The organism is Kitasatospora sp. NPDC043949, from assembly GCF_056435365.1.
Genome location: NZ_JBWKEQ010000034.1, coordinates 55,104 through 78,831 on the forward strand (window position 1 = coordinate 55,104; position 23,728 = coordinate 78,831).

Sequence of the window (23,728 nt, forward strand, 5' to 3'; positions counted from 1 at the left end):
GAACAGCGCAGTCGCACCCGCACCGCTCGACTTCGCGTGGCTGGAGGTGACCGGGTTCTGCAACGAACCGTGCATTCATTAGGCAAGTCGCGTGTCGGGTTCGAAGGTGTCGGCATTGAACCCGCAACGCTAGCTCGGTTTGAGGCGGTCCATGAGGTCGGCAACGCCATCGACCTGGCGGTAGGGCTTGAACGCCGGCGCGAGCTCGCGCACCAGGGTGACGCACCGGTCGGCGCCGATCCTGGTCGCGAGGTCGAGGGACTGATTCGTAACGGCAAGGGCATGTTCGACCTCGCGGGCCTGCAGCAGGCTGCGGGCCTCGTAGGTCAGGAAGATCCCGCGCGTCTTGTCGCGGGAGCGCGGCAGCAGGCTCATGCCCTCGTCGATGCGGGCGTGCGCTTCGTCGGTACGGCCGAGGTCGAGCATGCACTGGCCGGAGTCGACAGCCAGGTCCGCCGTGCTCACCCACCGGCACCATGCGGGGGCCTGGTCGGGGCTGTCGGTCAGCAGGGCGTTCTCGGCGGCGGCCAGGTCGCGGTGGCAGTCGGCGGCGGCTCCGAGGGCGGCATGCGCGCGGGCCCGGCGGAGGTAGAGCAGGGACTGTGCGGTGGGGTGCCGGGTGTGGATGAGGGCCTGGCTGAGCGGTTCGACGGCGGCGCCCGGCTGGGTGAGCCAGATCGACTGGTAGGCGAAGTCGGAGAGGACGCCGGCCCCGAGGTCGCGGTCGCGGGCGGCGTGCGCGTTGGTGAGGGCCGCGTTCCAGAGCTTGCCCGCCGCGAAGTGCTGGCCCTGGTCGAAGCGGTGCCAGCCGCAGGTGCTGGCCAGGGAGGCGGCCAGCAGGTGGAGGCGCTGGCCGATGGGTTCGGTGTACCGGCCCTGTTCCAGCAGGTCGGTGACCGTCTCCAGTTGGGCGTCCATCAGCTTGGCAGTGTGCTGGCGCCGTTCGGTGGGCAGGGCGGTCAGCTTGGCGCTGGTGTCCTCCAGCCAGTCGACCAGTTCGCCGTCGACGTGCTTGCCGTTCAGAGCGGTGGTGAGCCGGTCGGGTTCGAGGGTGGCCCATTGGGCTGAGAGTCCGGCCAGCGCGAGCGCGCTGAAGGTCATGAAGGTGCGGCGGCGATGGTCCATTGTGGCTCTCTGTGCGTCTCGAAGTGCGTGGACGGTGAACGCCGATCCGAGTGGCACCGGCTGTTCCTGGCCTGGCAGCCAGTGAGGCCACTCGAAGGCTCCCAGGTCGCTGATCGGGACGTCGAAGGCCTCGGCGATCAGGAGCTGGGATTCGATGCTGGGCGTCTTGCGCCAGTTCTCCCACTTGCTGACGGCGGCCTTGTCGGTGCCGGAGCGAAGACCCTCGGGCCTGTTCCTGGCGGCGTGGTGGATGCGGGCCGCGAGGTCGGTCTGGGACCAGCCGCGAAGCGCGCGGGCGTACGCGAGGGGGTGCCGGATCTGGTCGTCCACGGGGCCAATCCCATCATCGACGGTGACCGTGAGCCTACTGCGCGTACGGGCTGGACTACCCCGGGACAACAGACAACGCCTGGTTGGTGACCGTGAGTTGGGCTCTACTCGTCGTGCACCGAAGAAGTTCCTTCGCGAAGCGGAAGGAGTCCGCGCATGAAACGACGCGCTGCGGTCATCGGCCTCGGCCACCAGGCGCTCGAAGACCACCTGCCCGGCCTGCTCGCTTCCAGCAGGGCCGAGCTCGTCGCCATCTGCGACAGCAACCCCGACACCCTGCGGCAGCGGCAGGAACAGCTCCAGGTCCCGGGATTCACCCGCACCGGTGAGCTGCTGGACGCGGTGGCCCCGGACTTCGTGGTTGTCGCCGTCCCGCACCACGCCGGACGCGAGGTCGTCCACGAGTGCGCCGCCCGGGGCGTCCACGTCCTCAAGGAGAAGCCGTTCGCCACCAGCGTGTGGGAGGCCCGGGATCTCGCCCAGGTCTGCCAGGCCGGCCAGGTCGAGCTGATGGTCACCCTCCAGCGGCGCTTTAACCCGATCCACGCGAGCGTCGCCGGGATGCTGGACCAGATCGGCATCCCCTTCCTGATCGACGGCCAGTACACCTTCCACACCGACGACCCCGGCGCCGGGTGGCGCGGGGACATCCGGCAGGCCGGGGGCGGCTGCATCATCGACATGGGCTACCACCTCATCGACCTGCTGCTGTGGTACTTCGGCTTGCCCAGCCGGGTCATCGCCGAGTTCTCCACCACCGCCGTCCCCGGCGGCGGATACGACGCGGAGGACACCGCCGTCATCCAGCTCGGCTACGACACCGACCTGTACGGCTCGGTGCTGCTGTCCCGGTGGGTGGCTCCGAAGACCGAGCGCCTGCACGTGGTCGGCACCCGCGGCTCGGTGCTGCTGACCAAGGGCCAGGTCCAGCGGCTCGACCTGCACGGTGCCGTGGTGGAGGAGCTGACCCGCCCCCACGCTCCCGCCTCGGCATCGGCCGCGCAGATCGACTACTTCTGCCGGGTCCTGGACGGCGAACGGCCGAACACCTCCGGCCCCGACCAGCACCTCGCGCACGCCGCGTTCATCGCCTCCTGCTACCAGTCCAAGGCAGCAGGGCGCTACATCGACCCGAAGGAGATGCTGTGACCAGCACCCTCGCCCTGCTCGGCGGCAAGCCCGAAGTCACCGCCACGGGACCGCACTTCAGTTGGCCGCCGATCGACGACACCACCCGCGCCAAGGTCGCCGCCCAGCTTGAGGAGTCGATCTCCATCCCCGGCCGGTCCGGCATCGTCGCCGAGCTGGAGGACGGCCTGCAGGAGTACTTCGGCGTCCGGCACGCGGTCACCACCAGCTCTGGCACCGCCGCCCTGCACGCCACCTACTGGGCCGCCCGGATCAAGCCCGGCGACGAGGTCATCGTTCCGGCCTGGACCTTCCACGCCACCGCCTCCCCGCTCTTCCACCTCCGCGCGGTGCCCGTGCTGTGCGAAACCCGGCCGGACGGCAACATTGACCCGAACCGGATCGAGGAGCTGATCACCCCCCGAACCCGCGCGATCATGGTCACCCACCTGTGGGGCAAGCCCGCCGACATGACCGGCCTGGTGGCCGTGGCGAACGCCCACGACCTGGCGGTACTGGAGGACGGCTCCCACGCCCACGGCGCGAGCATCGCCGGGCAGAAGGTCGGCACGTTCGGCCTCGCCTCGGCCTTCTCCCTCAACGGCCCCAAGCCGCTGTCCGGCGGCGAGGGCGGGTTCGTCCTCACGGACGACGACGACACCTACCACCGGGTCATCACGCTCGCGCACTACAACAAGCGGGCCAAGACCGAGATCCCGGAAGGCCATCCGCTCGCGCGGTACGCGGTCACCGGGGCCGGCCTCAAGCTCCGCATCCACCCCCTTGCCGCCGCCATCGCCCATGACCAGCTCGCCCGCCTCGACGGCTACGTCGTCGGCCGGGCGGAGATCGCCCGCTACCTCACCGGCCAGCTCGCCCGGACACCCGGCCTGGAAGTCACCGAGATGCCCGACGGGGTGATCCCGTCCTGGTACGGGTTGACGCTCACCTACAAGCCGGATGAACTCGACGGCCTGCCGATCGAGCGCTTCCACCAGGCGCTGATCGCCGAGGGCGCCACCGAGTTCGACCGCCCCGGCTCCACCTGTCCCATGAACCAGCTCCCGCTGTACCAGCAGCCCGGACCACTGTTCCCCGGGCACCCGCACTCCCACCGCCGGTACAAGGCAGGGGACTTCCCGGTCGCGGAGCACGCCCACGCCCACATGATCAAGCTCCCGGTCTGGCATCGTGAGCAGGATCTGGAAGTGGCCGAGCAGTACGTCCGCGCGGCCGTCAAGATCAGCGACCATCACAAGGAGCTGCAGTGACTGTCACCTCCCCCGAGTTCGTGGCCGGCCTGGCGACCGATGCCGAAGCCGCCGGAATCAGCGGCTTCGTCGCCGCCGCCGTGATCAACCACGACGGCCGGGTCCTGCTCGTGCGGCGCAACCCCGACGACTACATGGGCGGCCTGTGGGAGATCCCCTCCGGGACGGTCGAGTTGGAGGAGGAAGAGTCCATCCTCGACGCCCTGTACCGCGAGACCGCCGAGGAGACCGGGCTGACCATCAAGGAGGTCACCGGCTACATCGGGCACTTCGACTACCAGAACAGCCGCGGCGGCACGACCCGCCAGTTCAACTTCGCCGTCACCGTGGAGAAGACCGAACCGGTCGTCCTCACCGAGCACGACGCCCACCAGTGGGCACTCCCCAGTGAGCTCCCCGAAGTGAGCGACGCGGTTCGCGAGCTGATCGCCCGCTGAGGTGGTGCGAGTGCGGGGGGGGGGGGGGGGGGGGGGGGGGGGGGGGGGGAGAAGAGGGGGGGGGGGGGGGGGGGGGGGGGGGGTCCCCCCCCCCCCCCCCCCCCCCCCCCCCCACAGCGCGACCGCGTCGGCTCCGAACTCCGGGTTGTACTTCGATGGCCTTGCCACGCGGATCTTCACCTTCCTGGATCTACAAGATCCATTGTCAGGTGTGTCCACATCGCCGGGGTCACCTCACACAGAGCTGCACCCCGCCACAGTTCCTTCCCATGTGCGGCCCGTGCTCGCCCTGTGTGCCCTCGGTACGGCACTGTGACCCGCCCGGGTCCCCCGTCGCCGATCAGCATCAGTACCCCCGTACTGCAACCAGGGAGCGGACGTTGGACAACCACGGCGACCACTACGGCGACGACTGGACGCCGTGGCCCGGCGACGCCCCAAACGGCTGGCCAGCCCGCACCGAGGCCGAATGGCTCGACATCGCCCGGTACGTCCGACACGCCGCGAACAAGGTCGGCGATCCACTTCCGCTCTGCCTGCCCGGTGAACCGAAGGAGTGTGGGCGCAGCGCTCGGCACCATGTGGTGCTGTGGGGTGCCGTGCTCAAGGCTCGGGCGCATCACGTGGTTGAGCAGGCGTCGCCCACCCAGGAGTACGGAACGTGGGCGGCCCGGTCTCTCTATCGCCGGGAGGTCGACCAACTGCGGGAACAGCCCACCGGGGGCGCCGAGATGGAGTGACAGTCGAGCGCGCGGGATAGTCATCGACTACGACCGCTGGCCTATCCCGTGCCTACGCGTCAACCTGACGCGCGAGCCCCACTGCCCGCCGTGGGCAGTGGGGATCGGACAAGGTGCGCGTCAGACCTCGCCGAACTCGCCGGTCCGGATCGTGGCGATGAACGACGACCAGGTGTCGGCGGGGAAGACGAGGGCAGGACCCTCGGGGTCCTTGGAGTCGCGGACGGGAGCGAGGTTGGGGACGTCGGTGGCGACCTCCACGCAGTCACCACCGTTGTTGGAGTGTGAGGACTTGATCCAGGAAGCGCCGGACAGGTCTACGCGGTCGGTCATGACTGGAATTCCTTTCGGTCCCGATGATGAACTGTCAGGTGTCATAGGGCTACCCCGGAAGTCAGGCGGGCAGATGCTGGTGATCGCGCCGACCTGATCGGCGCTCAGCCCGCGTCGACTTCCGCCCTCCACATGGTGCGGAGTTGCGCCTCGACGTCGCCGGCCTGGCGGAGGCCCGCCTGGTAGGCCGGTTCCCAGGCCGCCAGGTCGCCCGTGTCCGAGCCGAAAGCGCGCACCGAGGCCGGATCGGGGCCGATGGTCACCACGGCGTCCGCCCCCACTGCCGCCAGCTGCTGGTTGAGCGGTTCCCGGGGGAACAGGTGGGCCATCGGCTCGACCACGACCAGCGTGCGGGCTCCAGCGGCGAGATCGGCGTTGGGGCCTGCGCGCAGCGCACCGTCCATGTACCGCCGGCCGTCGATGGCGACGGGCGGTGCGGCTCCGGGGAAGGCGCTGCTCGCCGCCACCGCCTGCACCAGCGGCACGCCGCTGTCGCGGTCCCACACCACGGGCTCACCGGTGGTGGCGCAGACGGCGGCGATCAGCAGTCGTCGCTCCGGCCACGCGTCCGCACCGATCAGGGCGGCGCGCCCCGCGATCAGCGCCTCCTCGGCTCGGGGGTCGGTGCCGTCGAGCGCGAGGCGGCCGACGCGACGCCTCGCCTCTCCGGGTTCCAGGCTGCGGTCGCCGAGTACGGCGAACACCGCGTCCATCCGCTCAGGGTCAGGCTTGACCCGGTGAGCGGCCTGGCGAGCGGAGGAAGCGAGCCGCCCCGGGTCCTGCCCGGTGGCGAGCAGCGTTCCGACGATCGAGCCGGCTGACGTGCCGACGATCAGGTCGGCCTCGCCCAGATCCACGCCGTTGCGGTGCAATCCGTAGGCCAGTCCGGCTGTCCAGGCCGTGCCGACGTGACTTCCGGGGCCCAGGACGAGTGCTCGGTCGAAGGTGTGCATGTGGTCTCCCCTCGTTATTGAAACAGTCGTACCATATAATCGCCAATGCCGTTTCAACTCCGATGCGCCGAAGGGAGATCCACCGTGGGGCGACCCGCCGACCCCGCCCGTCGCGAGCGCACGCTGGCTCGGGCGACCGACTACGTGCTGGCGCACGGCCTGGCCGGACTGAGCCTGCGACCACTGGCCGCAGCCCTCGACACCAGTCCACGGATGCTGCTCTACGACTTCGGCAGCAAGCAGGAGTTGGTCGCGGCGGTCCTCGCCGAGGCCCGTCGCCGGGGCGCGGTACGTCTGGCCGGGCACCCCGCGCCGATGAAGGGCTCCGTGCAGGAGCGGCTGCGGGGCATCTGGGTGTGGATGAGCGCGGACGAACGCGCGCCGTTCGTCCGGCTGTTCTTCGAGGTGCACGCCGATGGCCTGGTCCACCCCGAGAACTACCCCGGCCAGGCCGAGGCGATCACGGACTGGTTCGACACTCTCGGCGCCACCTTCCGGGACGTCTCCACCGGCCCTGACGACACCGTCACGCCCACGTTGGTCATGGCCGTCATCCGGGGTCTGCTGTTCGACCTCACGACCACCGGCGACCGCCGGCGCACCGACCGTGCGCTGGACCGCTTCGCTGAACTCCTCGGGCGGTGAACACGCGAGAGCGGTGAACGTGCGAGAGGCGTGACGGACGGGGCTGCGTGCGGTGACGGTGACGGTGACGGTGACGTCAGCGAGGCCGAGGAAGGCACCCGTGACGGTCCTGCCCCGCGCCGTATCCGGCAGCCGCCATGGCGATGCCGAGGACGGCCGGGACCGTGAGCGGAAGCGTCCAGTTGCCCGTGGTGTCGTGCAGGATCCCGAGGAGGAGGGGCCCGGCCGCCGCCACGAGGTAGCCGATGGACTGCGTCTTGCCGGCCGACGCGGCGGCTTCGCCGGAGCTGCCGGCGCGTTCGCTCCGGAAGGTCAGCGCGAGGACGAGGCACGCGCCGCCGCCCAGCCCGAGCAGGGGGCACGCCACGACGGACAGCGCGGGGCGGACACCAGCACGGCGAAGCCACCGGCCACGATGTTCCGGCCGCCCGGCGCGCGGTACGCCACCGGCGGGAACGGCCGTGGCCGTTCCCGCCAGCGGGTGCGGAGGTGGGTGCGGAGGAGGAGGGCGGACCGGCTACAGCAGGTGCTGCGCCCGGAGGTCTGCCACGTACTTGGTGATCAGGTCCTGCGACAGGTGCGGGATGTCGTTCTCCTCGTTGAGGGCGGCGGCCCGGACCGCCGCGCGGAACCGGTCCGCCGGCAGGGCGGATCCGGGCAGCGGCTCCGACGGCGTGGAGAAGGCGTGCAGCAGGGGGAGCAGCGAGTGCTGCCGCTGGCGGTCGGGCAGAGCGCGTATGGCGCTCTCGAAGCGGTCGAGCCACTCGTTGTAGTCGTCGATGCGCGTCAGGGGGTGTCCGGCCGCCACCAGCCAGTCGACGAAGGTGTCGAGGGAGATTCCGTCCTCGTGCGGGTTCACGATGTTGAAGGTCCGGTACCCCTCCCGGGTGTCGTCGCCCAGCGCGGCGACGGCCTGCGCGGTGAAGTCCACGGGCAGCGCGTCGTAGTGCCCGTCGACGTCACCGGTGCCCCGGGCGTAGAAGCTGCCGGGGGCGATGCCGGTCGCCAGCAGGCTCAGCAGGAGGCGGGTGAACACGTCCGGGACGTTCAGCTGCCCCCGGTAGCGCGGGTGGGCGAGGATCAGGTTCGAGCGGAACACGGCGACCGGGAGGCCGAACGTGTCGTGCGCCTCGCGCAGCAGCACCTCGCCCGCCCACTTGCTGGCCGCGTAGCCGTTCGCGTAGCCGCTGCCGAGGTCGCGCGTCCCGCAGGCCGTGCGGATGTCCGCGTCCTCGTCGGCCGCGGCCTCGGAATCGAAGACGACGGCGACCGTCGACAGGTAGGTGAACTGTTTGGCCCTGGAGGTGACCGCGAGCCTGATCAGTTCGGCCGTGCCCAGCACGTTGGGGCCGAACAACTGGTCGTAGGGCAGGACGTGGTTGACGAGTGCCGCCGGGTGGACGATCAGGTCCACGGTGTCGGCCAGCCGCTGCCAGGTCTCCCGGTCGAGCCCGAGGTCGCTCTCCCCGACGTCGCCGGCGACCACCTCCAGGTGCTCGGCGGCCAGGCCGTGGTAGCGCCGGAGGAGCTCCGGGTCGCCGCTGTCGAAGGCCGCGTCGAGCCGCGCCCGGGCCGACTCGTCGGTGGCGCCGCGGACCACGCAGACCAGTGTGCCGCCGCGCTGCGCGACGCGCTCCAGCCATTCGAGGCACAGGAAGCGGCCCAGGTAGCCGTTGGCGCCGGTCAGCAGGACGGTCCGCGCCTCGGGCAGCGGGCCCCTCGGCCTGCCGGTCCGCGTCGGGGTCCCCGTGTCGAGGAACGCGTCCAGTGTCAGGTCGCCCGCCACGAGCCGCGTCGCGCCCGGTCCGTGGACCTGGTCGGCGGTCGGGCGCCGGTCGCCCGACGCGAGGGCGTTCTCGATGTGGTCGGCCACCCGCTGGAGCGTGTTGACCGGGTTGATGACGACGTCGACGGGGACGTCGACGCGGTAGACCTCCTTGAGCAGTTGGGAGAACGACAGCGCGGAGAGGCTGTCGCCGCCGAGTTCGAGGAAGCGCGTCCCGGGGTGGACGTCGTCCTGCCGGTGTCCGAGCAGCGCGCGGGCGGCCTGGCACACGGTCTCCGGTACGGGCCGGGACGGGCCGACCTGGCGCAGTGCCCGGAGTTCGTCGCTCTCGCGCTCGGTCAGCTCGGCGTACAGGGCTTCGAGGCGCTCGCCGTAGCGCTTCGCCAGCGCGGGGCGCAGCAGCTTGCGCACGCCGGAGAGCAACCCGTTCTGCTGGCTGAACGGCTCGGTCTCGATGAGGAAGTCCCGTGGGATCTCGTACGAGTTGAGGCCCGCCTCGGTGGCGAGGCGGTGTAGGGACTCGCGCAGGAGCGACCTGAGACGCGGACCGTCCTCGGCGGCGAGGTCGAGCGCCTCCTGGGTGGGCACGATGACCGCGAGCAGGTAGGCGCGGGCGCTGTTGCCGTACACGAAGACCTGCCGGACGAGCGGACTGTCGGTGAAGAGGGCTTCCAGCCGGGAGGTGGCCACGAACTCGCCCTGCGACAGTTTGAGGACGTTGGAGCGGCGGTCGACGTAGACGAACTCGTCGGGGCCGGTGAGGGCCACGATGTCGCCCGTGCGGTAGAAGCCGTCCTCGTCGAAGACCTGGGCGGTGGCGTCCGGCTGCTGGAAGTAGCCGGGAACGAGGCGTTCCGACTTGACCAGGAGTTCGCCCCTGGGGTGCGGGGAATCGGTGCGGAAGTACCCCAGCTCGGGCACGTCCGCCAGCCGGTGGTCGGTCACCGGCGGGCGCAGCACCCGGCCGTCGAGCGAGACCAGCCCGGCTTCCGTCGACCCGTAGCCGTTGAACACCCTGATCTGCAGGCAGCTCTCCAGGAACGCCGCCAGCTCCGCGCTCATCGGGGCCGAGCCGTAGGTGGCCCACAGGAGGCGGCCGCCCAGGGTCTTCTCCCGCAGTTCCTCCTTCGCGCGGTCCGCCTGCCCGGCGGTGTCGCCCCCGACTTCGTCCGGCTCGTTCCGGCGGGCCGACTCGCTCCGGTAGCGCTGGAAGAGCATGTCGCAGATGCGGGGCACCAGGATGAACTCGGTGGGCCGGACCAGGGAGAGGTCCACGAAGAGGGTCGACAGGTCGCTCGACGCCACGAAGTGGGCGGTGCCCCCCTTGGCGAGCGTGCCGAACAGCACGCCCCGTCCCATCATGTGGCTCAGGGGCAGGTAGTTGAGCACGATGGACGGCTGCGTCCCCTGGCCGGGCACGAAGTCGATCCAGAAGTTCTTGACGAGACGCTCGGTGTACACGGCGCCCTTGGGGGTGCCGGTGCTCCCCGAGGTGTAGATCAGCGCGCTGAGCGTGTCGGCCGTCGAGCCCTCGGGGACCCGGGGGAGCGGTGGCAGGCTCCTGCCCCGCTCGATGACCGAGGCCAGCGTGTCCAGGGTGGCGCCCCGGCCCTGCGCCGCGAGCCGTCCGCGCGCGGCGTCCAGCGCCTCCTGGTGGTCGGTGACCTCCGGGCGGTGGCCGAGCACGACGATCCTGCCGAGTGACGGGGCGTCCGCCGCGATCTGGAGCGCGACGTCCAGGTGCGCCACGTCCACCGCCAGCAGGCGTGGTCCGGTCTGCGCGACGACGGGGGCCAGGTGTTCCGCCGAGGCGCCGGCCTGGAGGGGGACGCTCACCGCGCCGGAGCGGACGCAGGCCAGATCCAGCACGGCGTACTCGGGGCTGGTGGAGCCGAGGACGGCGACGAAGTCGCCCGGGCCCACGGCGTGGTCGGGGTGGTGGCGCCACTCGGAGGCCACCGCGCCGACGCGTTCCCACAGTTCGCCGTAGGTGACGGTGTCGAACCGGTCCAGGAGGCGCAGGGTGGTGCGGCCGGTGTCCGGGTCGGTCACCGGCTCGGCGGCGCGCTCGCCCAGGGCGGGGCGGTCCGCGTACCCTTCCATCACCGTGGCCACGAGGTCGGCGAGCGGGAGGCCCGGCCGCCGGATCGCCTCGCTGACGGCGTCCAGGGGTGCGGCGGCACGGAACTGCGGATCCGTCGCGTACAGGTGGGCGGTGCGCTGGGCGGTGCGTGCGTCGAGGTCGTCGGCCGGGGGCGGTAAGACGGACATCGGTGTTCTCCTCTACGGCCTCGAAGGCCTGTGCAAGGGGTGGGCGGTCTTCATTTTTCGCCGAAGGCCCGTTCGGTGGAAGTGAGTTGAGCGCTCGTCAGCGTGCGGGGACTCCGTACGTGGCGGTCCTGCCCCGCACCGTATCCGGCGCCCGCCATGGCGGTGCCGAGGACAGCTGCGGACTCATCGCTCCTCCGTCGCGGCTGGTGCCTGGACCCCGTGGTCGTGGGTGAGCCGGACGATCGCCGCCGCCGCGGTGCGGGCGCCGCTCTCGTCCTGGGCCTCGATCGCGTCGACGAGTCGCCGGTGCAGGTCGGCGTGCTCCTCGGCGGCGGTGGCGTCCCAGGGCAGGCCTCCCAGGGCGGAGGTGAGGGCCGTGCCGAGGTAGTCGTAGACCTCGATCAGGAGGTCGTTCCCGCTCGCCCGGACGACGGCCCGGTGGAACAGCGCGTCGACACTCATGGCCGCGGACCTGTCCTCGCCGGCGCAGGCCGCGTCGGCGTCGGTCAGCAGCTCCCTGAGCTGGTGCAGCTGGTCCTTGCTGCGCCGCAGGGCGGCGGCCCCCGAGGCGTACTCCTCAAGGACGGTGCGCAGTTCGAGGACGTTGTCCCGCCGCGCGGAACTCGCCCGCCGCACCATGACCGACTGGAGCTCGCTCGACGCGCGGACGTAGGTGCCGTCCCCGGCCCGGGGTTCCAGCAGGCCGAGGTGCACGAGCGCGCCGATCGCCTCGCGCAGCGTGCTGCGTCCGACCCCGAGCTCCTCGACGAGGACCTGCTCCGGCGGGATCCGCGTCCCCACCGGCCAGCCGCCCGCCTCGATGTGCGAGCGGAGGCTGTCCACGAGCTGCGCGGACAGGCTTGCCGTCCTGCGCGGTGTACTGATGCGGTTCATGGAGGCAGCCTATACAAACATCAGACATTTGAACATCGCATGTTTCTGGGCCTGGCCGCCCCGGTTCCAGCCGCCCGACCCGCGATACGCCACCGGCGGGAACGGCCGTGGCCGTTCCCGCCGGTGGCAGGGGAGTCGGGCGTGCTTACGCGCCGACCTTCTCCGGCTTCTCCGGCTTCTGCGGCTTCTCCGGAGCGGGCGCCTCGACCGCAGTGACCGCAGTGGCCGGGGTGACCGGGGTGGCCGCGCTGGTCGGGGCGTCCAGGCCCCGCAGCAGCCGCCAGGCCATCGCGGCCGCGCCGATCAGCAGGACGGCGGCCAGCAGGCCGGCACTGTTCATGCCGTGCGTGAAGGACTCCCGGGCGCTCGCCAGCAGCGGCTCCGCGACGCCCTGCGGCAGTCCGTGCGCCGTCTCGACAGCCGCGCCCAGCGACTCGCCGGCCCGCGCCGCGGCCGCCGGGTCCGTCCCGGCCGGGACGACGAGCCCGCCGGCGTAGATCGAGCCGACCACCGAGCCGACCAGCGCGATGCCGAGTGCGGTGCCCAGCTCGTACGCGGTCTCCGAGACCGCCGAGGCCGCGCCGGCCTTGTCGGCGGGTGAGGCGCTCAGCACCAGGTCGGCGCCGAGCGTGTAGACCACGCCCTCCGCCGTCCCGACCAGCAGGAAGGAGGTGGCCAGCAACAGGTAGGTGGTGTCCTGCTGGAGCCAGCCGAGCACGCCCACGCCGAGGCCCATGGCGAGCAGGCAGCCGGTCAGCGCCGCCCGGGCGCCGGTGCGCCGCACCAGCCGGGCCGTCAGCAGACCGCCGACGACGGCGCCGACGAAGGCCGGCAGCTCGGCTAGGCCAGCCCGCAGCGGCTCGTAGCCGCGGACCAGCTGGAGGTACTGCGAGGTCACGAAGACCACCCCGGACAGGCCGATCAGGGCGATCAGCGAGGCCAGCACGGCGGCGGTGAATCGCCGGTCGCGGAACAGCCGCACGTCCAGCAGCGGGGTCTCCAGCCGCAGCTGGCGGCGGACGAAGACGGTCAGCGCGGTGACGCCCAGCACGAAGGCGACCGGGACGTCCCAGCGCGCCACGCCGTGCGCGGCGGCCTCCTTGATCGCGTAGACCGTGCCGATCACCCCGGCCATCGACAGGGCGACGCTCAGCACGTCCCAGCGGCCCGGGTTCGGGTCCTTGGACTCCGGCAGCAGCCAGGCGCCGAGCACCAGCAGCAGGAGCAGGATCGGGATGTTCAGCAGGAACACCGAACCCCACCAGAAGTGCTCCAGCAGCACCCCGCCGACCACCGGCCCGAGCGCGGCGCCGGCGGTGGCGGCCGCGCCCCAGATGCCGATCGCGGTGGCCCGCTCCCGGTCGTCCGGGAAGAGGCCGCGGATCAGCGACAGGGTCGAGGGCATGATCGTCGCGCCGGCGACGCCGAGCAGCGCGCGGGCCAGGATCAGCCAGCCGGCGCTGGGCGCGTAGGCGGCGAGCAGCGAGGCCGCGCCGAAGGCGGCCGCGCCGATCAGCAGCAGCTTCTTGCGGCCGATCCGGTCGCTGAGCGAGCCCATGCTGACCAGCAGGCCGGCCAGGACGAACGAGTAGGAGTCGCCGATCCAGAGCAGCTGGGTGCCGCTGGGCTCCAGCGTCTCGCTGATGGAGGGGATGGCGAGGGAGAGGACGGTCGCGTCGAGGGCGACCACGGTGACGGCCAGGACGAGGACGGCGAGGCCGGTCCAGCGCTGACGGGGGCTGGCAGAAACGGTACTGCTCATGCGCCCGCCTCGCTTCGCTCGGCAGGCGCTTCGCGCAATGCGCACCCGCTGATGATTCGTTCGCTTCGCTTGCTCATGGGATATCGGTTTCCGGTGTGCGGGCCGAAGGTGCTGTGGGCGGGGGAGTGGCGGCGTCCGGTCGGCGCAGCGCGCCGCCGAGGAACAGCTCGGCGAGCGAGAAGGCGGCGTCGCGCGGGGCGAGGCGGCCGTCCTGGATGGCCCAGCCGACGCCGGCCACCAGGTCGAAGAAGGCCTCACTCAGCCAGGCGGCGCTCAGCTCGATGCGGAACGTGCCCTGCTGCTGGCCGCGCAGGAAGAGCGCGTGCAGTCGAACGATCTGGAGTTCCCAGAGGTCGTTGACGCTGTCGTCGTCGTAGAGCTGGTTCTCGCCGGCCAGGAAGGCGCAGAGCGTGGCGTCCGGGACGGCGGCGTCGACCAGGCGGCGCAGCGCGGCCTCGGCGTCGCCGTCCTCGACGGCGGCGGTGTCCAGGGCGGCGGCGAACCGGCGAAGGCCGAGCAGGCCGACCTCGCGGATCAGGGCCTCGCGCCCGGGGAAGAGCCGGTGCAGGGTGGCGCGGCTGATCCCGGCGGCGCGCGCGATCTCGTCCAGGTGGGCGGTCGGGCGGCGGGAGAGCACGCCGACGGCGGCTTCCAGGACGGTGTCGCGATCGGTGGCCATGAATCGAGTGTAGATCACATGAGACATGGATGTCTCAAAATTATGGTGGGGGTCTCGAATGAGGCGTTGATCGTCACAGCCGGGGCAGCAAAAACCGGGAACGGCGGGTGCCGTCCCCGGTCGGGGTGCCGCTGTCGTGCGGCCGGTTCCACTCGGTCGGTTCAGCCCGGTCGGGCCGTGCGCCGCCCGGATCAGCTCTGGTTGTAGAACCCGGTCTCGTCGAGCGGGCGGTCGATCACCATGACCTCGACGTCGGCCGGGGTGAGCAGGAACACCCGGCGGGCGATCCGCTCGATGCCGCCCTGGGTGCCGAAGATCAGCCCGGAGGCGAAGTCCACCATCCGCTTGGCCTCGGCTTCGTTCATCTCGGTGAGGTCCATGACCACCGGGATGCTCGCCCGGATGTGCTCGCCCACCGTGCGGGCCGCCTCGAAACCGGTCGGCCGCAAGGAGACGATCTTCGCAGGCGCGGGGGCGGCCGGCATCGTCTCCTGATCGACCCACTCGTCCTCGTACACCGCGGCCGGGTAGTTTCCCGAGGGCATCAGCCACCCGTTGTGGTGCTCGTCGCGAAGTGCTCCCATGCCGCGCCTCCCTGCCTCGTCCCGTCCTGGTCCCCCGGGGTCGCGTGTCCTTTTTGACACGTCATCCACTCGTCGGAACTGTCCGAGTATCGCACTGTTCACCGGTCCCGTGCCCGCTCGCGGCCCCCGTACGAGTCGCGCCGCGACGGAAACCCGGGCGAACCCGGGCAACATCAGCGACGCGGCGGTGAGCCGTACGGTTGCGCGCGTAGACCATATCGGTCGTGGTCACCGCGCAATTGACCTTCTGTCAACAATGCGGAAACGATTTCACTCGCCAGTAGTGCCGTCCACCAGTTCGCGCAGAAGATCGGCGTGGCCGTTGTGCCGCGCGTACTCCTCGACCATGTGGACCAGGATCCAGCGCAGCGTCACCTCCTCGCCGCGGCGCAGCCGCTTGCCGACGGTGTCCAGCGACAGGCCGGCGCTCGCGCGGCGGGCGGTCTCGACCTCGGCGCGCCAGGTGGCGAAGTCCGCCGCGACGTCGGCGGTGTCCACGCCGTTGAAGTCGCCGTCCTCGTCGGCCTCGGTCCAGTAGTGGTTCTCGGTGTACTCGTCGCCGCGCAGGATGCTCTGGAACCAGTACTGCTCCACCTCGGCCATGTGCCGGACGAGGCCGAGCAGCGAGAGGGTGGACGGCGGGGCGGAGCGCAGCCGCAGCTGGTCGTCGGTCAGGCCCTCGCACTTGAGCGCGAGGGTACTGCGGTGGTAGTCGAGCCAGGCGGTGAGCATGGCGGTCTCGTCGGCCGCCATCGGCGGGTCGACCCGCGGGGAGGGTTCGGTCATGCGGGCCATCCTGACGTCCGACGACGGGCGGGCGCGAGCGAATTGTCGAGCGCCCCCCGAGTGCCTCGGAATCTCGGCCGGTCAGGCGGTCAGGCGGTCAGGCGGTCAGGCGGTCAGGCGCTCAGGCGGCCGGTGTGCGGCGCCGGGCGACCGCGGCCCGCCACAGCCCGACCACACTGCCCAGCACGAGCAGCGCGATCATCCCGGCCGACACCAGGAAGGCCGCCGAGCCCGGCTCGCCCGCGCTGGCCGCCGCCGTCACGTACACCGCGGTGGTCGGCACCACGCCGATCGCGGTGGCCAACAGGAAGGGCGCGAAGCGGACCCCGGAGAAGGCGGCGCCGTAGTTGGCCGCCTGGAACGGCATGCCCGGCAGCAGCCGCAGCACCAGCACGCTGCGGAAGCCCTGCTCGGTGAAGCGCCGGTCCAGCGTGCCGAGCACCCGCCCGCGCAGGTACGGCCGCAGCGCTTCGCGCCCGAGGCCCCGGCCGAGCCCGAAGGCCATGGCCGCGCCCAGCGTGGTGCCGAGCACCGACAGCAGCACGCCCTGCTGGATGCCCAGCAGCAGCCCGGCGGCGGCGTTCAGCGCCGGCCGGGGGACGAAGGCGAGCGTGCCGACCGCGTACACGGTGGCGAACAGCGGCGCGAACCAGTACCCGGGCATCCGGTCGGCGAGGCCGCCGTTCAGCAGCGCCGTCGGGCTCCACAGCAGCAGCGATCCGGCCGCGGCGCCGAGCAGCACCACCAGCAGCGTGAACCGCCACCACGGCGAACGCGGCACGGGGCCGGACGGCGGCAGCTCGACGGCGGGCAGGGGCGTTGCGGGTGCGGGCAGGGGTGAGACGGGTGCGGGCACCGGCCGAGCCTAACCGGTGCCCGGTCGCGACCGTCGAGGGCGGTCGCGGTCAGCTGTACGGGGGCTTTTCCGGGTTGTAGTGCCAGAACTGGTTGTCGCCGCTGTGGAACTCCCACTGGATCACCGGGGTGCCGTCGGTCAGCGCGCCGCCCGAGACGTCCAGGACGAGGCCGCTGTAGCCGTTCACGATCCGGCGGGGCGTTCCGGGGTGGCTGGCCGGGGGGTCGCTCCAGCTCTGGTTGGCGCCGCCGTCGCAGGTCCACTGGTCGGCCTGGGTGCCCCAGGTGGTGCTGAAGGCCGGGATGTCCAGGCACTTGCCGCTGTTCAGGTTCACCCAGCCGCGGGCGCTCTGGGTCCACTGCTGGTTGGCGCCGCCGGTACAGGTCCAGATCCGGACCGGGGCGCCGTCGTCGGTGCGCCAGTCGGCGACCTCCAGGCACAGGTCGTCCGGGCCCGCGTACATGCCGGTGCGGATCTCGGCGGGCCCGAAGTCGGCGGCGGGGGTGGCCGCAGGGGTGGTTGTGGGGGTGGCCGCGGGGGCCGGCGGGGCGGTGAGCGCCACCGCGGCGGCGGCGAGGGCGGCCGTGGCGGCGGCGAGCCGCGCACGACGGGACAGGCGGGCCAGCCGGGAAATGCGGGACGGGTGGGACAGGCGGGACATCAGAGCGTCCTCCGGGGGGTCGCGGATGCGGAGCGGTCGGCGAGGAATCCCAGCAGACGTCGCCAGGAGTCCCGGGCCGCGTCCGAATATTCGACGGCGGAGAGCTCGAAGAAGTTGTGCGGCGCGCCCGGGTAGGTGACGAACTCGTGCGGGTTGCCGGCGGCGGTCAGGGCCGCGTCGAAGGCGTCGACGGCGGTGGGCGGGATGTGCTCGTCCGCGCCGCCCCAGAAGGCGAGGATCGGCGCGCTGAGGTCGGCCGCGAGCTGAGTGGGCCCCGGGGAGCCGTTGATCGCGTCGGGGTATCCGTAGAAGCCGACCGCGCCGGCCAGCCCGAACCGGGGCGCGGCGGCGCGGAAGGCCTGCCGGCCGCCGAAGCAGAAGCCGAGCGCGACCACCTCGGCCGGCCCGCTTGCGCGCAGCCGGGCGAGGCCGGCGGCGAGGTCGGCGTCCAGGCCTTCGGGGGTGAGGGCGAGCAGGTGGCGGAGCAGGCCGGGCAGGTCGCCGAATTCCTTCGGGCGGCTTTCCGGATCGGCTCCGGCGGTGCGGCCGTAATAGTCGACGACGAGCGCGGGGTGGCCCTGTTCGGCGAGCCGGGCGGCGGTCTGCCGGTAGAAGCCGGAAAGGCCCTTGTTGTCCGGCAGGACGAGGACGCCGACGCCGGTGGCCACCTCGGGGCGGGCCAGGAAGGCGGCGAACTCGGTGCCGTCCGCCGAGGTCAGGGTGAGCGCCGCAGCCTCGGCCAGGGGCCAGAGCGCGGGGGTGACGGCGGGCGGGGCGGCGTCGGGGTCGTAGCACACGGGGTCCACCTCACGGATCGCGAAACCGCCGGGCGCGGAATGCGCCCGGCGGTCGGCGATATTAGCGAGGAATTCCCCGGAATTTTCTAGATCATATCGCAGAGAGATCTTTTTTCGAAGTGCTTTCCGGTGACGTTGCGGTCACATTTTCGGCGCCGGATCCGGGGGAATTCCGTTCGGCCCGGCGCAGCGCCCCGGCGCTCAGCAGCAGCGCGAAGGCGAGCGCGGTGACCAGGCCGAAGGAGACGGTCAGCGAGGTCGCCTGGGCGAGGGCGCCGATGATCGCGGGCGCGACCAGGCCGGAGGTGTAGGTGACGGTGGCGACGCCCGCGATGGCCTGGCTGGGGTTGCTGCCGATCCGCCCGGCCGCCGCGAAGGCCAGCGGGACGGTGACCGCGATGCCGATGCCGATCAGGGCGAAGCCCGGGATGGCGAGCGCCGGACTGTCGGCGGCCACCACCAGCAGGCCGCCGACGGTGGCGACGGCGCCGCCGAGACGGGTGGTGCGCACGGCGCCGAGCCGGCGGACCACCGCGTCCCCGCACAGGCGGCTGACGGCCATGGTGAGCGAGAAGGCGGTGTAGGAGGCGGCCGCGACGGTGGCAGAGGCGCCGGTGACGTCCCGCAGGTAGACGCCGCTCCAGTCCATCGAGGCGCCTTCGGCGAAGACGGCGCAGAAGCCGACCAGTCCGATCACCAGCGAACTGCGCGGCGGCAGTGCGAACCGCGGCGGCTCCTCCGCCCCCTCCGGCGCCCGCAGGTCGGGCAGGTTCCGGCAGACGGGCTGCGCGAGGACGAGCAGCACGAGCGCGGTGACGGCCAGCTGGAGCCGGGCGTCGAGGTCGAGGTGGGCGGCCAGGATGCCGAAGCCGGAGGCCAGCAGCCCGCCCGCGCTCCACATCCCGTGCAGTCCGGACATGATCGAGCGGCCGAGCCGCTGTTCGATCTCCACGCCCTGCGCGTTCATCGCGACGTCCGCCATCCCGGCCGAGGCGCCGTACGCGAGCAGCGCCACGCACAGCACCGGCAGCGAGGGGGCGAGCGCGGGCAGGGCGAGGGCCAGGCACCAGAGCGAGATCAGTCCGCGGACCGCCGCCCGCCCGCCGTAGCGGTGGACGAACCGGCCGGCCAGCGGCATCGCGAGGGAGGAGCCGATGGCGGGCATCACCAGGGCCAGGCCGAGCTGGCCGGGGGAGAGGTCGAGGCGGTCCTGGATCCACGGGATGCGGGTGACGAAACTGCCGCTGACGGCGCCGTGCACGCCGAAGACCAGGGCGATGCCGGCCCTGGCCCGGCGTGGGGAGGCCAGCGGCTCCAGTGAGTGTGCGGTCGTGCTCATCCGGCGTTCCCTCCCGGGTCGCGCAGGTGGGGCGGCGCGACGGTGCCCTGTGTGGGTGGTTGACGTGCTGGTGGGTGGTCTGACGTGCCCGGCGGTGGTTCTGACGTGCCTGAGGGTGGTCTACGTGCAGGCCGTTCGGTCCGCGCGGCGGCGACGGCCGTCCGGCGGATGGTTCGATAAAATTATCAGGAAGGGACCCTGATAGAAACACTCTGGAAGGATGAGCCGCCATGACCACCGCGCGCACGGCCACGCCGAGCACCGCCCGGGCGATCAACGACCGGCTGGCCCTCAACCTGCTCCTCGAACAGGGCCCCCTGACCGCGACCGAGCTGCGCGACCTCACCGGCCTCTCCCGGCCGACCGTCGCCGACCTGCTCGACCGCCTCCAGCGCACCGGCCTGGTCGCCGTCGTCGGCGAACGGGGCGAACAGCGGCGCGGCCCCAACGCCCGGCTCTACGCACTGGTCGCCTCCCGCGCCCACCTCGCCGCCTTCGACGTGCGCTCCGGCGGCGTCAGCCTGGTCGTCGCCGACCTCACCGGGCGCACCCTCGCCAGCGCCGAGATCCCGGTCCACGGCGACGGAACGCCCGACACCGCCGGGCACCTGGTGCGCACCCTGCTGGACACCGCGCGCGGCGTCGGCGTCGACCGGCTGCACACCGTCGCCGTCGGCGCCCCCGGACTGGTCGACCCCGCCACCGGGCGCCTCAACAGCACCGGGAAGCTCCCCGCCTGGCACGCCGAACTGCTCGCCGAGCTGCGCGGACTGCCCGGCACCGAGGTGATCCTGGAGAACGAGGTCAACCTGGCCGGCCGGGCCGAGTACCGGATCGGCGCCGCCCGCGACCGCGACACCTTCGTGCTGCTCTGGCTCGGCCACGGCGTCGGCGCCGCCGTCGTCCTGGACGGCCGGCTGCGCCGGGGCTTCTCCGGCGGCACCGGCGAGATCGGCTTCCTGCCCGTCCCCGGCACCGGCGGCCTGCCCAGCGCCACCGGCTGCGACGGCGGCTTCCACAGCCTGGCCGGCAGCGCCGCCGTCTGCGAGCTCGCCCGCGCCCACGGACTGCCCGCCGGCGCGGCCGGGGACGCCCCCGCCGCCGAGGCGGCCGTCCGCGCCGCGCTGGACGCACTCGGCCCGGACGGGCCCGGCGGGCCGTTCCTGGACGAGCTGGCCGCGCGGATCGCGGTCGGCGCCGCCAGCATCTGCGTCGTCCTCGACCCGGGCTGCGTGGTGCTCGGCGGCGAGCTCGGCCGGGCCGGCGGCGCCGAACTGGCCGGCCGGGTCGAACGGCGGCTGGCCGAGCTGTCCCCGCTGCGCACCGAGGTCCGGCCCGGCACGGCGGGCGGCGGCGCGGTGCTGGCCGGGGCCGTCCTCACCGCCGGGGACGCGGTGCGCCGCGACCTCTTCGGCGAGTCCTGACCCGCCTCGCTTGGCGGCCCCGGCCGCCGGTACGGCAGGATGACGGCGACGGCCCGCCGCGCGTGCGGCGTCCCCGTTCCCGTCCCACGTTCCCCGAGCCAGTCCCCGGGGCAGTCCCCGAGTCAGTGTCAGGAGTCGCACATGGGCCAGTCCGAGGCGCCGGTCAACCCGTACCGCATCGGCGAAGCCGCGGCGCTGCTCGGGGTCAGTGCCGACACCATGCGGCGCTGGGTGGACGCGGGGCGGGTCGCGGCCGAGCGGGACGAGCACGGCCACCGGATCATCCCCGGCGTCGACCTCGCCGCCTTCGCCCGTGAGCTGGCCCGCCCGGAGAACGCCGAGGCCGAGGGCCGTCCGTCCTCGGCCCGCAACCGCTTCCCCGGGATCGTCACCCACGTGGTGCTCGGCGACGTCGCGGCCCAGGTGGAGGTCCAGGCAGGGCCCTTCCGGGTGGTGTCGCTGATCAGCCGGGAGTCGGCGGAGGAGCTGAACCTCGTCCCCGGCGCCCCCGCCACCGCGGTCATCAAGTCCACCAATGTGATGATCGAGCGGCGTTAGGTCCGGCCTGACCCGCACGGCACGCCCCACGGCACGCTCCACCGGGTGCCGCGCGCCGACGGCGCGTCGAGCCCCGCCCGAACCGGTTCCGAACGAGAGGCCCCGCCCGGGATGTCCCACCCGCATCTGCCGACCACCCAGAGCGCCGTCCGCGCGGTCGGGGAACCGGCCACCGACCGCCGCCGGGTGCTCGCCGTCGCGCACCGCGGCGACCCGTACCGCCACCGCGAGAACACCCTGCCCTCCGTCGAGTCAGCGCTCGCCGCCGGCGCCGACGCCGTCGAGGTGGACGTCCAGCTCACCCGCGACCGGGTGCCCGTCCTGCTGCACGACCGCACCCTGGAGCGCCTCTGGGGCGACCCGCGGTCGATCGGCCGGGTCACCACCGCGCAGCTCGACGAACTGCGCCGAGGGCCGCTCGCCGTCCCGACCCTCGCCGAGACGATCAAGGTCGTCGCTGCCGCCGGAGGTCCCCGGCTGCTCATCGACCTCGACGACCCCGGCCCCGTCGCCGCCACCTGGTCCGTCGTCAGCGACCTCGACGCCGAAGGGCTGGTCTCCTTCTGCGGCCCCGCCACCGCCATGCTCGCCGTCCGCGCGCTGGCGCCCGGCGCCGAGATCGCCCTCACCTGGAAGGAGCCCCGGCTGCCCGTCCGCGCCCTGCTCGACGACCTGCGCCCGCGCTACCTCAACCCGCCGTTCGGCCTGGTCACCCCCGAGTTCACCGCCGCCGCCGCGGACGCCGGGCTCGCCGTCTCCACCTGGACCGCCGACCTGCGCCGCACCATGCGCCGGCTGCGCGACAGCGGGGTCGCCTCCATCACCAGCAACCGGATCGGCGTGCTGCGCGCCGTCCTGGACGGCCGCCGCTGAGCGTGCCGACCGGCTGGACGGGGGCGACCGCTCCGGGTGGACGGGGCGGCCGCTTCGAGGCGAACTGAGGTCCGGCACTCGAATGTGTCCGCCAGGGCGCTTCGTCCGATGAGGTGAGCTCCACCGGCTGCTCTGTACGCGACGGACGGGGGCGGATTGAATCGGCTCCACCCTTGATCGGCCGGACGGCGGCGTGGCGGGTTCGCCGGGCAGCCCGGCGGCACGGGCACGCTGACGGATCGTCCGCCGGGACGGGGCGATTCGGACTCGTCGACGAGCCAGGCGGAGGTGGCCGTGCCCGAGGAGCACCCGGCCGGGGAGGGCCCGGCGGTGGAACCCCGGTTCGTGGGCGGGGCCGCGCCGGACCCCCGCAGGCCGTACCTGATGCTGCCGCCGGTGGTCCGGCAGGCGGCCGCCTGGTCGGCGGCGGTGATCCTGCTGCTCGCCCTCGCCTCGCTGCTGGTCTTCGCGCTGGTCGAGCTGCGGGCCGCGACCGTGCCGGTGGTGCTGGCGCTGCTGGGGGCCTCGCTGCTCTACCCGGCGGTGCCGTGGATGGTCCGGCGGGGCGTGAGTCGGGGGCTGGCCGCCGGGCTCACCTGCGTGCTGCTGGTCGCGGCCGTCTGCGGGGTGATCGCGCTGCTGGTCAACGCGCTGGTGCACAGCGCCCCGCAGATCGCCGAGTCCCTCCAGCAGGCGGGCAACCAGCTCGCCGCGTGGCTCGGCCCGACCGGGGAGAAGATCCGGCACGCGCTGGACAACGCCAAGGGGGAGACCAACTCGCTGGTCTCGACCGTCACCAACGGCGTGCTGTCCGGGCTGGGCCTGGCCACCCAGCTGATCGCCGGCGGCGTGCTGGCGCTCGCCCTGGTGTTCTTCTTCCTCCGCGACGGCCACCGCACCGGCGACACGATCCGCTCCTACCTGCCCGAGCGCAGCGCCGAGACCGTGATCGCCTGCGCCGAGCGGGCCTTCGACGCGATGGCCGGCTTCATGCGCGGCACCTCGCTGATCGCGCTGATCGACGCGACCTTCATCACCATCGGCCTGGTGGCGCTCGGCGTGCCCGGCGCGCCGGGGCTGGGCGCGCTGGTGTTCATGGGCGCCTACATCCCGTTCGTCGGGGCCTTCCTGTCCGGGGCGGTGTCCGTGCTGGTCGCGCTCGCCGACGGCGGGATCGGGACGGCGCTGTGGGCGCTCGGCGTGGTGATGGCGGTCCAGCTGTTCGAGGGCAACGTCCTCCAACCCCTCATCCAGAGCCGGACGGTGGAGCTGCACCCGGCCACCATCATGGTCGCGGTGGTGGCCGGCTCCGGGATCGCCGGCATCCTCGGGGCCCTGCTCGCCGTCCCGGTGTGCGCCGCCGGCGTGGGCATCGTCTCCGTCCTGCGCGGCGTCCCCGCCCCGCGGGCCGCCCGCCGCGCGGGGAACGGGGTGTAACCCGGTTGCCGGGGGAGGGGAGGGCGTGCGAGGATCGCTAATGCGACGGAAGTCGCAAT

At 72.6% G+C, this 23,728-nt stretch carries 23 protein-coding genes; 9 read left to right on the top strand and 14 right to left on the bottom strand.

Annotation, left to right across the window (positions count from 1 at the left end):
* Positions 1-129: 129 nt before the first annotated feature.
* Positions 130-1,455 (bottom strand): helix-turn-helix transcriptional regulator, encoded by a 1,326-nt coding sequence (locus AC07AL_RS25580; protein WP_478318308.1) that lies wholly within the window; start codon positions 1,453-1,455, stop codon positions 130-132.
* A gap of 156 nt (positions 1,456-1,611) precedes the next feature.
* On the opposite strand from AC07AL_RS25580, the gene AC07AL_RS25585 reads away from it, so the two are divergent.
* The 4 genes from AC07AL_RS25585 (at position 1,612) to AC07AL_RS25600 (ending at position 5,031) form a co-directional block, all read left to right on the top strand.
* Positions 1,612-2,604, top strand: a complete 993-nt coding sequence (locus AC07AL_RS25585) for a Gfo/Idh/MocA family protein (protein ID WP_363584651.1) — start codon at positions 1,612-1,614, stop codon at positions 2,602-2,604.
* The gene (locus AC07AL_RS25590; RefSeq protein ID WP_478318309.1) at positions 2,601-3,854 is read left to right on the top strand and encodes a DegT/DnrJ/EryC1/StrS family aminotransferase; all 1,254 of its coding nucleotides are present in this window, start codon (positions 2,601-2,603) and stop codon (positions 3,852-3,854) included. The genes AC07AL_RS25585 and AC07AL_RS25590 overlap by 4 nt, the downstream gene beginning before the upstream one ends.
* Positions 3,851-4,291: an NUDIX hydrolase gene (locus AC07AL_RS25595; protein WP_363584655.1), complete on the top strand. Its 441-nt coding sequence runs from the start codon at positions 3,851-3,853 to the stop codon at positions 4,289-4,291. The genes AC07AL_RS25590 and AC07AL_RS25595 overlap by 4 nt, the downstream gene beginning before the upstream one ends.
* Before the next feature lie 380 nt (positions 4,292-4,671).
* Positions 4,672-5,031, top strand: coding sequence for a hypothetical protein (locus AC07AL_RS25600; protein WP_363584657.1), 360 nt, complete (start codon positions 4,672-4,674; stop codon positions 5,029-5,031).
* Positions 5,032-5,151: 120 nt separating this feature from the next.
* Here the strand turns inward: AC07AL_RS25600 and AC07AL_RS25605 are convergent, their stop codons facing one another.
* Positions 5,152-5,364 carry a DUF397 domain-containing protein gene (locus tag AC07AL_RS25605; protein ID WP_478318311.1) on the bottom strand — a complete coding sequence of 71 codons (213 nt, stop codon included), beginning with the start codon at positions 5,362-5,364 and terminating at the stop codon, positions 5,152-5,154.
* A gap of 104 nt (positions 5,365-5,468) precedes the next feature.
* Positions 5,469-6,317: a patatin-like phospholipase family protein gene (locus AC07AL_RS25610; protein WP_478318312.1), complete on the bottom strand. Its 849-nt coding sequence runs from the start codon at positions 6,315-6,317 to the stop codon at positions 5,469-5,471.
* Between the two features lie 84 nt (positions 6,318-6,401).
* Here AC07AL_RS25610 and AC07AL_RS25615 point away from each other — a divergent pair, with 84 nt between their 5' ends.
* Positions 6,402-6,962, top strand: a complete 561-nt coding sequence (locus AC07AL_RS25615) for a TetR/AcrR family transcriptional regulator (protein ID WP_363629784.1) — start codon at positions 6,402-6,404, stop codon at positions 6,960-6,962.
* A gap of 76 nt (positions 6,963-7,038) precedes the next feature.
* Here the strand turns inward: AC07AL_RS25615 and AC07AL_RS25620 are convergent, their stop codons facing one another.
* The 11 genes from AC07AL_RS25620 to AC07AL_RS25670 all read right to left on the bottom strand — a co-directional run bounded on the left by AC07AL_RS25620 (position 7,039) and on the right by AC07AL_RS25670 (position 19,377).
* Entirely contained in the window at positions 7,039-7,329 is a 291-nt protein-coding gene (locus AC07AL_RS25620; protein WP_478318314.1) for a hypothetical protein, read from the bottom strand.
* Between the two features lie 150 nt (positions 7,330-7,479).
* The gene (gene car, locus AC07AL_RS25625) at positions 7,480-11,019 is read right to left on the bottom strand and encodes a carboxylic acid reductase (protein ID WP_478318315.1); all 3,540 of its coding nucleotides are present in this window, start codon (positions 11,017-11,019) and stop codon (positions 7,480-7,482) included.
* A 183-nt stretch (positions 11,020-11,202) separates the two neighbouring features.
* Positions 11,203-11,913 (bottom strand): FadR/GntR family transcriptional regulator, encoded by a 711-nt coding sequence (locus AC07AL_RS25630; protein WP_478318317.1) that lies wholly within the window; start codon positions 11,911-11,913, stop codon positions 11,203-11,205.
* Positions 11,914-12,058: 145 nt separating this feature from the next.
* The gene (locus AC07AL_RS25635) at positions 12,059-13,675 is read right to left on the bottom strand and encodes an MFS transporter (protein WP_478318318.1); all 1,617 of its coding nucleotides are present in this window, start codon (positions 13,673-13,675) and stop codon (positions 12,059-12,061) included.
* A gap of 73 nt (positions 13,676-13,748) precedes the next feature.
* On the bottom strand, positions 13,749-14,354 hold the full coding sequence (locus AC07AL_RS25640; protein ID WP_363584673.1) for a TetR/AcrR family transcriptional regulator: 606 nt from the start codon (positions 14,352-14,354) through the stop codon (positions 13,749-13,751).
* Between the two features lie 191 nt (positions 14,355-14,545).
* The gene (locus AC07AL_RS25645; protein WP_363584675.1) at positions 14,546-14,938 is read right to left on the bottom strand and encodes a cell division protein SepF; all 393 of its coding nucleotides are present in this window, start codon (positions 14,936-14,938) and stop codon (positions 14,546-14,548) included.
* Positions 14,939-15,208: 270 nt separating this feature from the next.
* Positions 15,209-15,724 carry a DinB family protein gene (locus AC07AL_RS25650; RefSeq protein WP_363584677.1) on the bottom strand — a complete coding sequence of 172 codons (516 nt, stop codon included), beginning with the start codon at positions 15,722-15,724 and terminating at the stop codon, positions 15,209-15,211.
* A gap of 121 nt (positions 15,725-15,845) precedes the next feature.
* Positions 15,846-16,580 carry a TVP38/TMEM64 family protein gene (locus tag AC07AL_RS25655; RefSeq protein ID WP_478318321.1) on the bottom strand — a complete coding sequence of 245 codons (735 nt, stop codon included), beginning with the start codon at positions 16,578-16,580 and terminating at the stop codon, positions 15,846-15,848.
* A 49-nt stretch (positions 16,581-16,629) separates the two neighbouring features.
* Positions 16,630-17,241 (bottom strand): RICIN domain-containing protein, encoded by a 612-nt coding sequence (locus AC07AL_RS25660; protein ID WP_478318323.1) that lies wholly within the window; start codon positions 17,239-17,241, stop codon positions 16,630-16,632.
* Entirely contained in the window at positions 17,241-18,038 is a 798-nt protein-coding gene (locus AC07AL_RS25665) for a dienelactone hydrolase family protein (protein ID WP_363584683.1), read from the bottom strand. The genes AC07AL_RS25660 and AC07AL_RS25665 overlap by 1 nt, the downstream gene beginning before the upstream one ends.
* Positions 18,039-18,129: 91 nt before the next feature.
* On the bottom strand, positions 18,130-19,377 hold the full coding sequence (locus AC07AL_RS25670; RefSeq protein ID WP_363584685.1) for an MFS transporter: 1,248 nt from the start codon (positions 19,375-19,377) through the stop codon (positions 18,130-18,132).
* Between the two features lie 230 nt (positions 19,378-19,607).
* On the opposite strand from AC07AL_RS25670, the gene AC07AL_RS25675 reads away from it, so the two are divergent.
* From AC07AL_RS25675 to AC07AL_RS25690, 4 genes are all read left to right on the top strand, one after another.
* Positions 19,608-20,801 (top strand): ROK family transcriptional regulator, encoded by a 1,194-nt coding sequence (locus AC07AL_RS25675; protein ID WP_363584687.1) that lies wholly within the window; start codon positions 19,608-19,610, stop codon positions 20,799-20,801.
* 141 nt (positions 20,802-20,942) lie between these two features.
* Positions 20,943-21,359, top strand: coding sequence for a TOBE domain-containing protein (locus AC07AL_RS25680; protein ID WP_208869038.1), 417 nt, complete (start codon positions 20,943-20,945; stop codon positions 21,357-21,359).
* A 111-nt stretch (positions 21,360-21,470) separates the two neighbouring features.
* Positions 21,471-22,232 (top strand): glycerophosphodiester phosphodiesterase, encoded by a 762-nt coding sequence (locus AC07AL_RS25685; RefSeq protein WP_363629797.1) that lies wholly within the window; start codon positions 21,471-21,473, stop codon positions 22,230-22,232.
* Between the two features lie 294 nt (positions 22,233-22,526).
* A complete protein-coding gene (locus AC07AL_RS25690) occupies positions 22,527-23,669 on the top strand; it encodes an AI-2E family transporter (RefSeq protein WP_363621687.1) in 1,143 nt (380 codons plus the stop codon).
* Positions 23,670-23,728: the final 59 nt, after the last annotated feature.

Coding starts and splice junctions, on each gene's coding strand:
- AC07AL_RS25585 (WP_363584651.1), top strand. CDS start 1,612: ATGAAACGACGCGCTGCGGTCATCGGCCTCGGCCACCAGGCGCTCGAA.
- AC07AL_RS25605 (WP_478318311.1), bottom strand. CDS start 5,364: ATGACCGACCGCGTAGACCTGTCCGGCGCTTCCTGGATCAAGTCCTCA.
- AC07AL_RS25610 (WP_478318312.1), bottom strand. CDS start 6,317: ATGCACACCTTCGACCGAGCACTCGTCCTGGGCCCCGGAAGTCACGTC.
- car (WP_478318315.1), bottom strand. CDS start 11,019: ATGTCCGTCTTACCGCCCCCGGCCGACGACCTCGACGCACGCACCGCC.
- AC07AL_RS25630 (WP_478318317.1), bottom strand. CDS start 11,913: ATGAACCGCATCAGTACACCGCGCAGGACGGCAAGCCTGTCCGCGCAG.
- AC07AL_RS25635 (WP_478318318.1), bottom strand. CDS start 13,675: ATGAGCAGTACCGTTTCTGCCAGCCCCCGTCAGCGCTGGACCGGCCTC.
- AC07AL_RS25640 (WP_363584673.1), bottom strand. CDS start 14,354: ATGGCCACCGATCGCGACACCGTCCTGGAAGCCGCCGTCGGCGTGCTC.
- AC07AL_RS25645 (WP_363584675.1), bottom strand. CDS start 14,938: ATGGGAGCACTTCGCGACGAGCACCACAACGGGTGGCTGATGCCCTCG.
- AC07AL_RS25650 (WP_363584677.1), bottom strand. CDS start 15,724: ATGACCGAACCCTCCCCGCGGGTCGACCCGCCGATGGCGGCCGACGAG.
- AC07AL_RS25660 (WP_478318323.1), bottom strand. CDS start 17,241: ATGTCCCGCCTGTCCCACCCGTCCCGCATTTCCCGGCTGGCCCGCCTG.
- AC07AL_RS25670 (WP_363584685.1), bottom strand. CDS start 19,377: ATGAGCACGACCGCACACTCACTGGAGCCGCTGGCCTCCCCACGCCGG.
- AC07AL_RS25675 (WP_363584687.1), top strand. CDS start 19,608: ATGACCACCGCGCGCACGGCCACGCCGAGCACCGCCCGGGCGATCAAC.
- AC07AL_RS25680 (WP_208869038.1), top strand. CDS start 20,943: ATGGGCCAGTCCGAGGCGCCGGTCAACCCGTACCGCATCGGCGAAGCC.
- AC07AL_RS25685 (WP_363629797.1), top strand. CDS start 21,471: ATGTCCCACCCGCATCTGCCGACCACCCAGAGCGCCGTCCGCGCGGTC.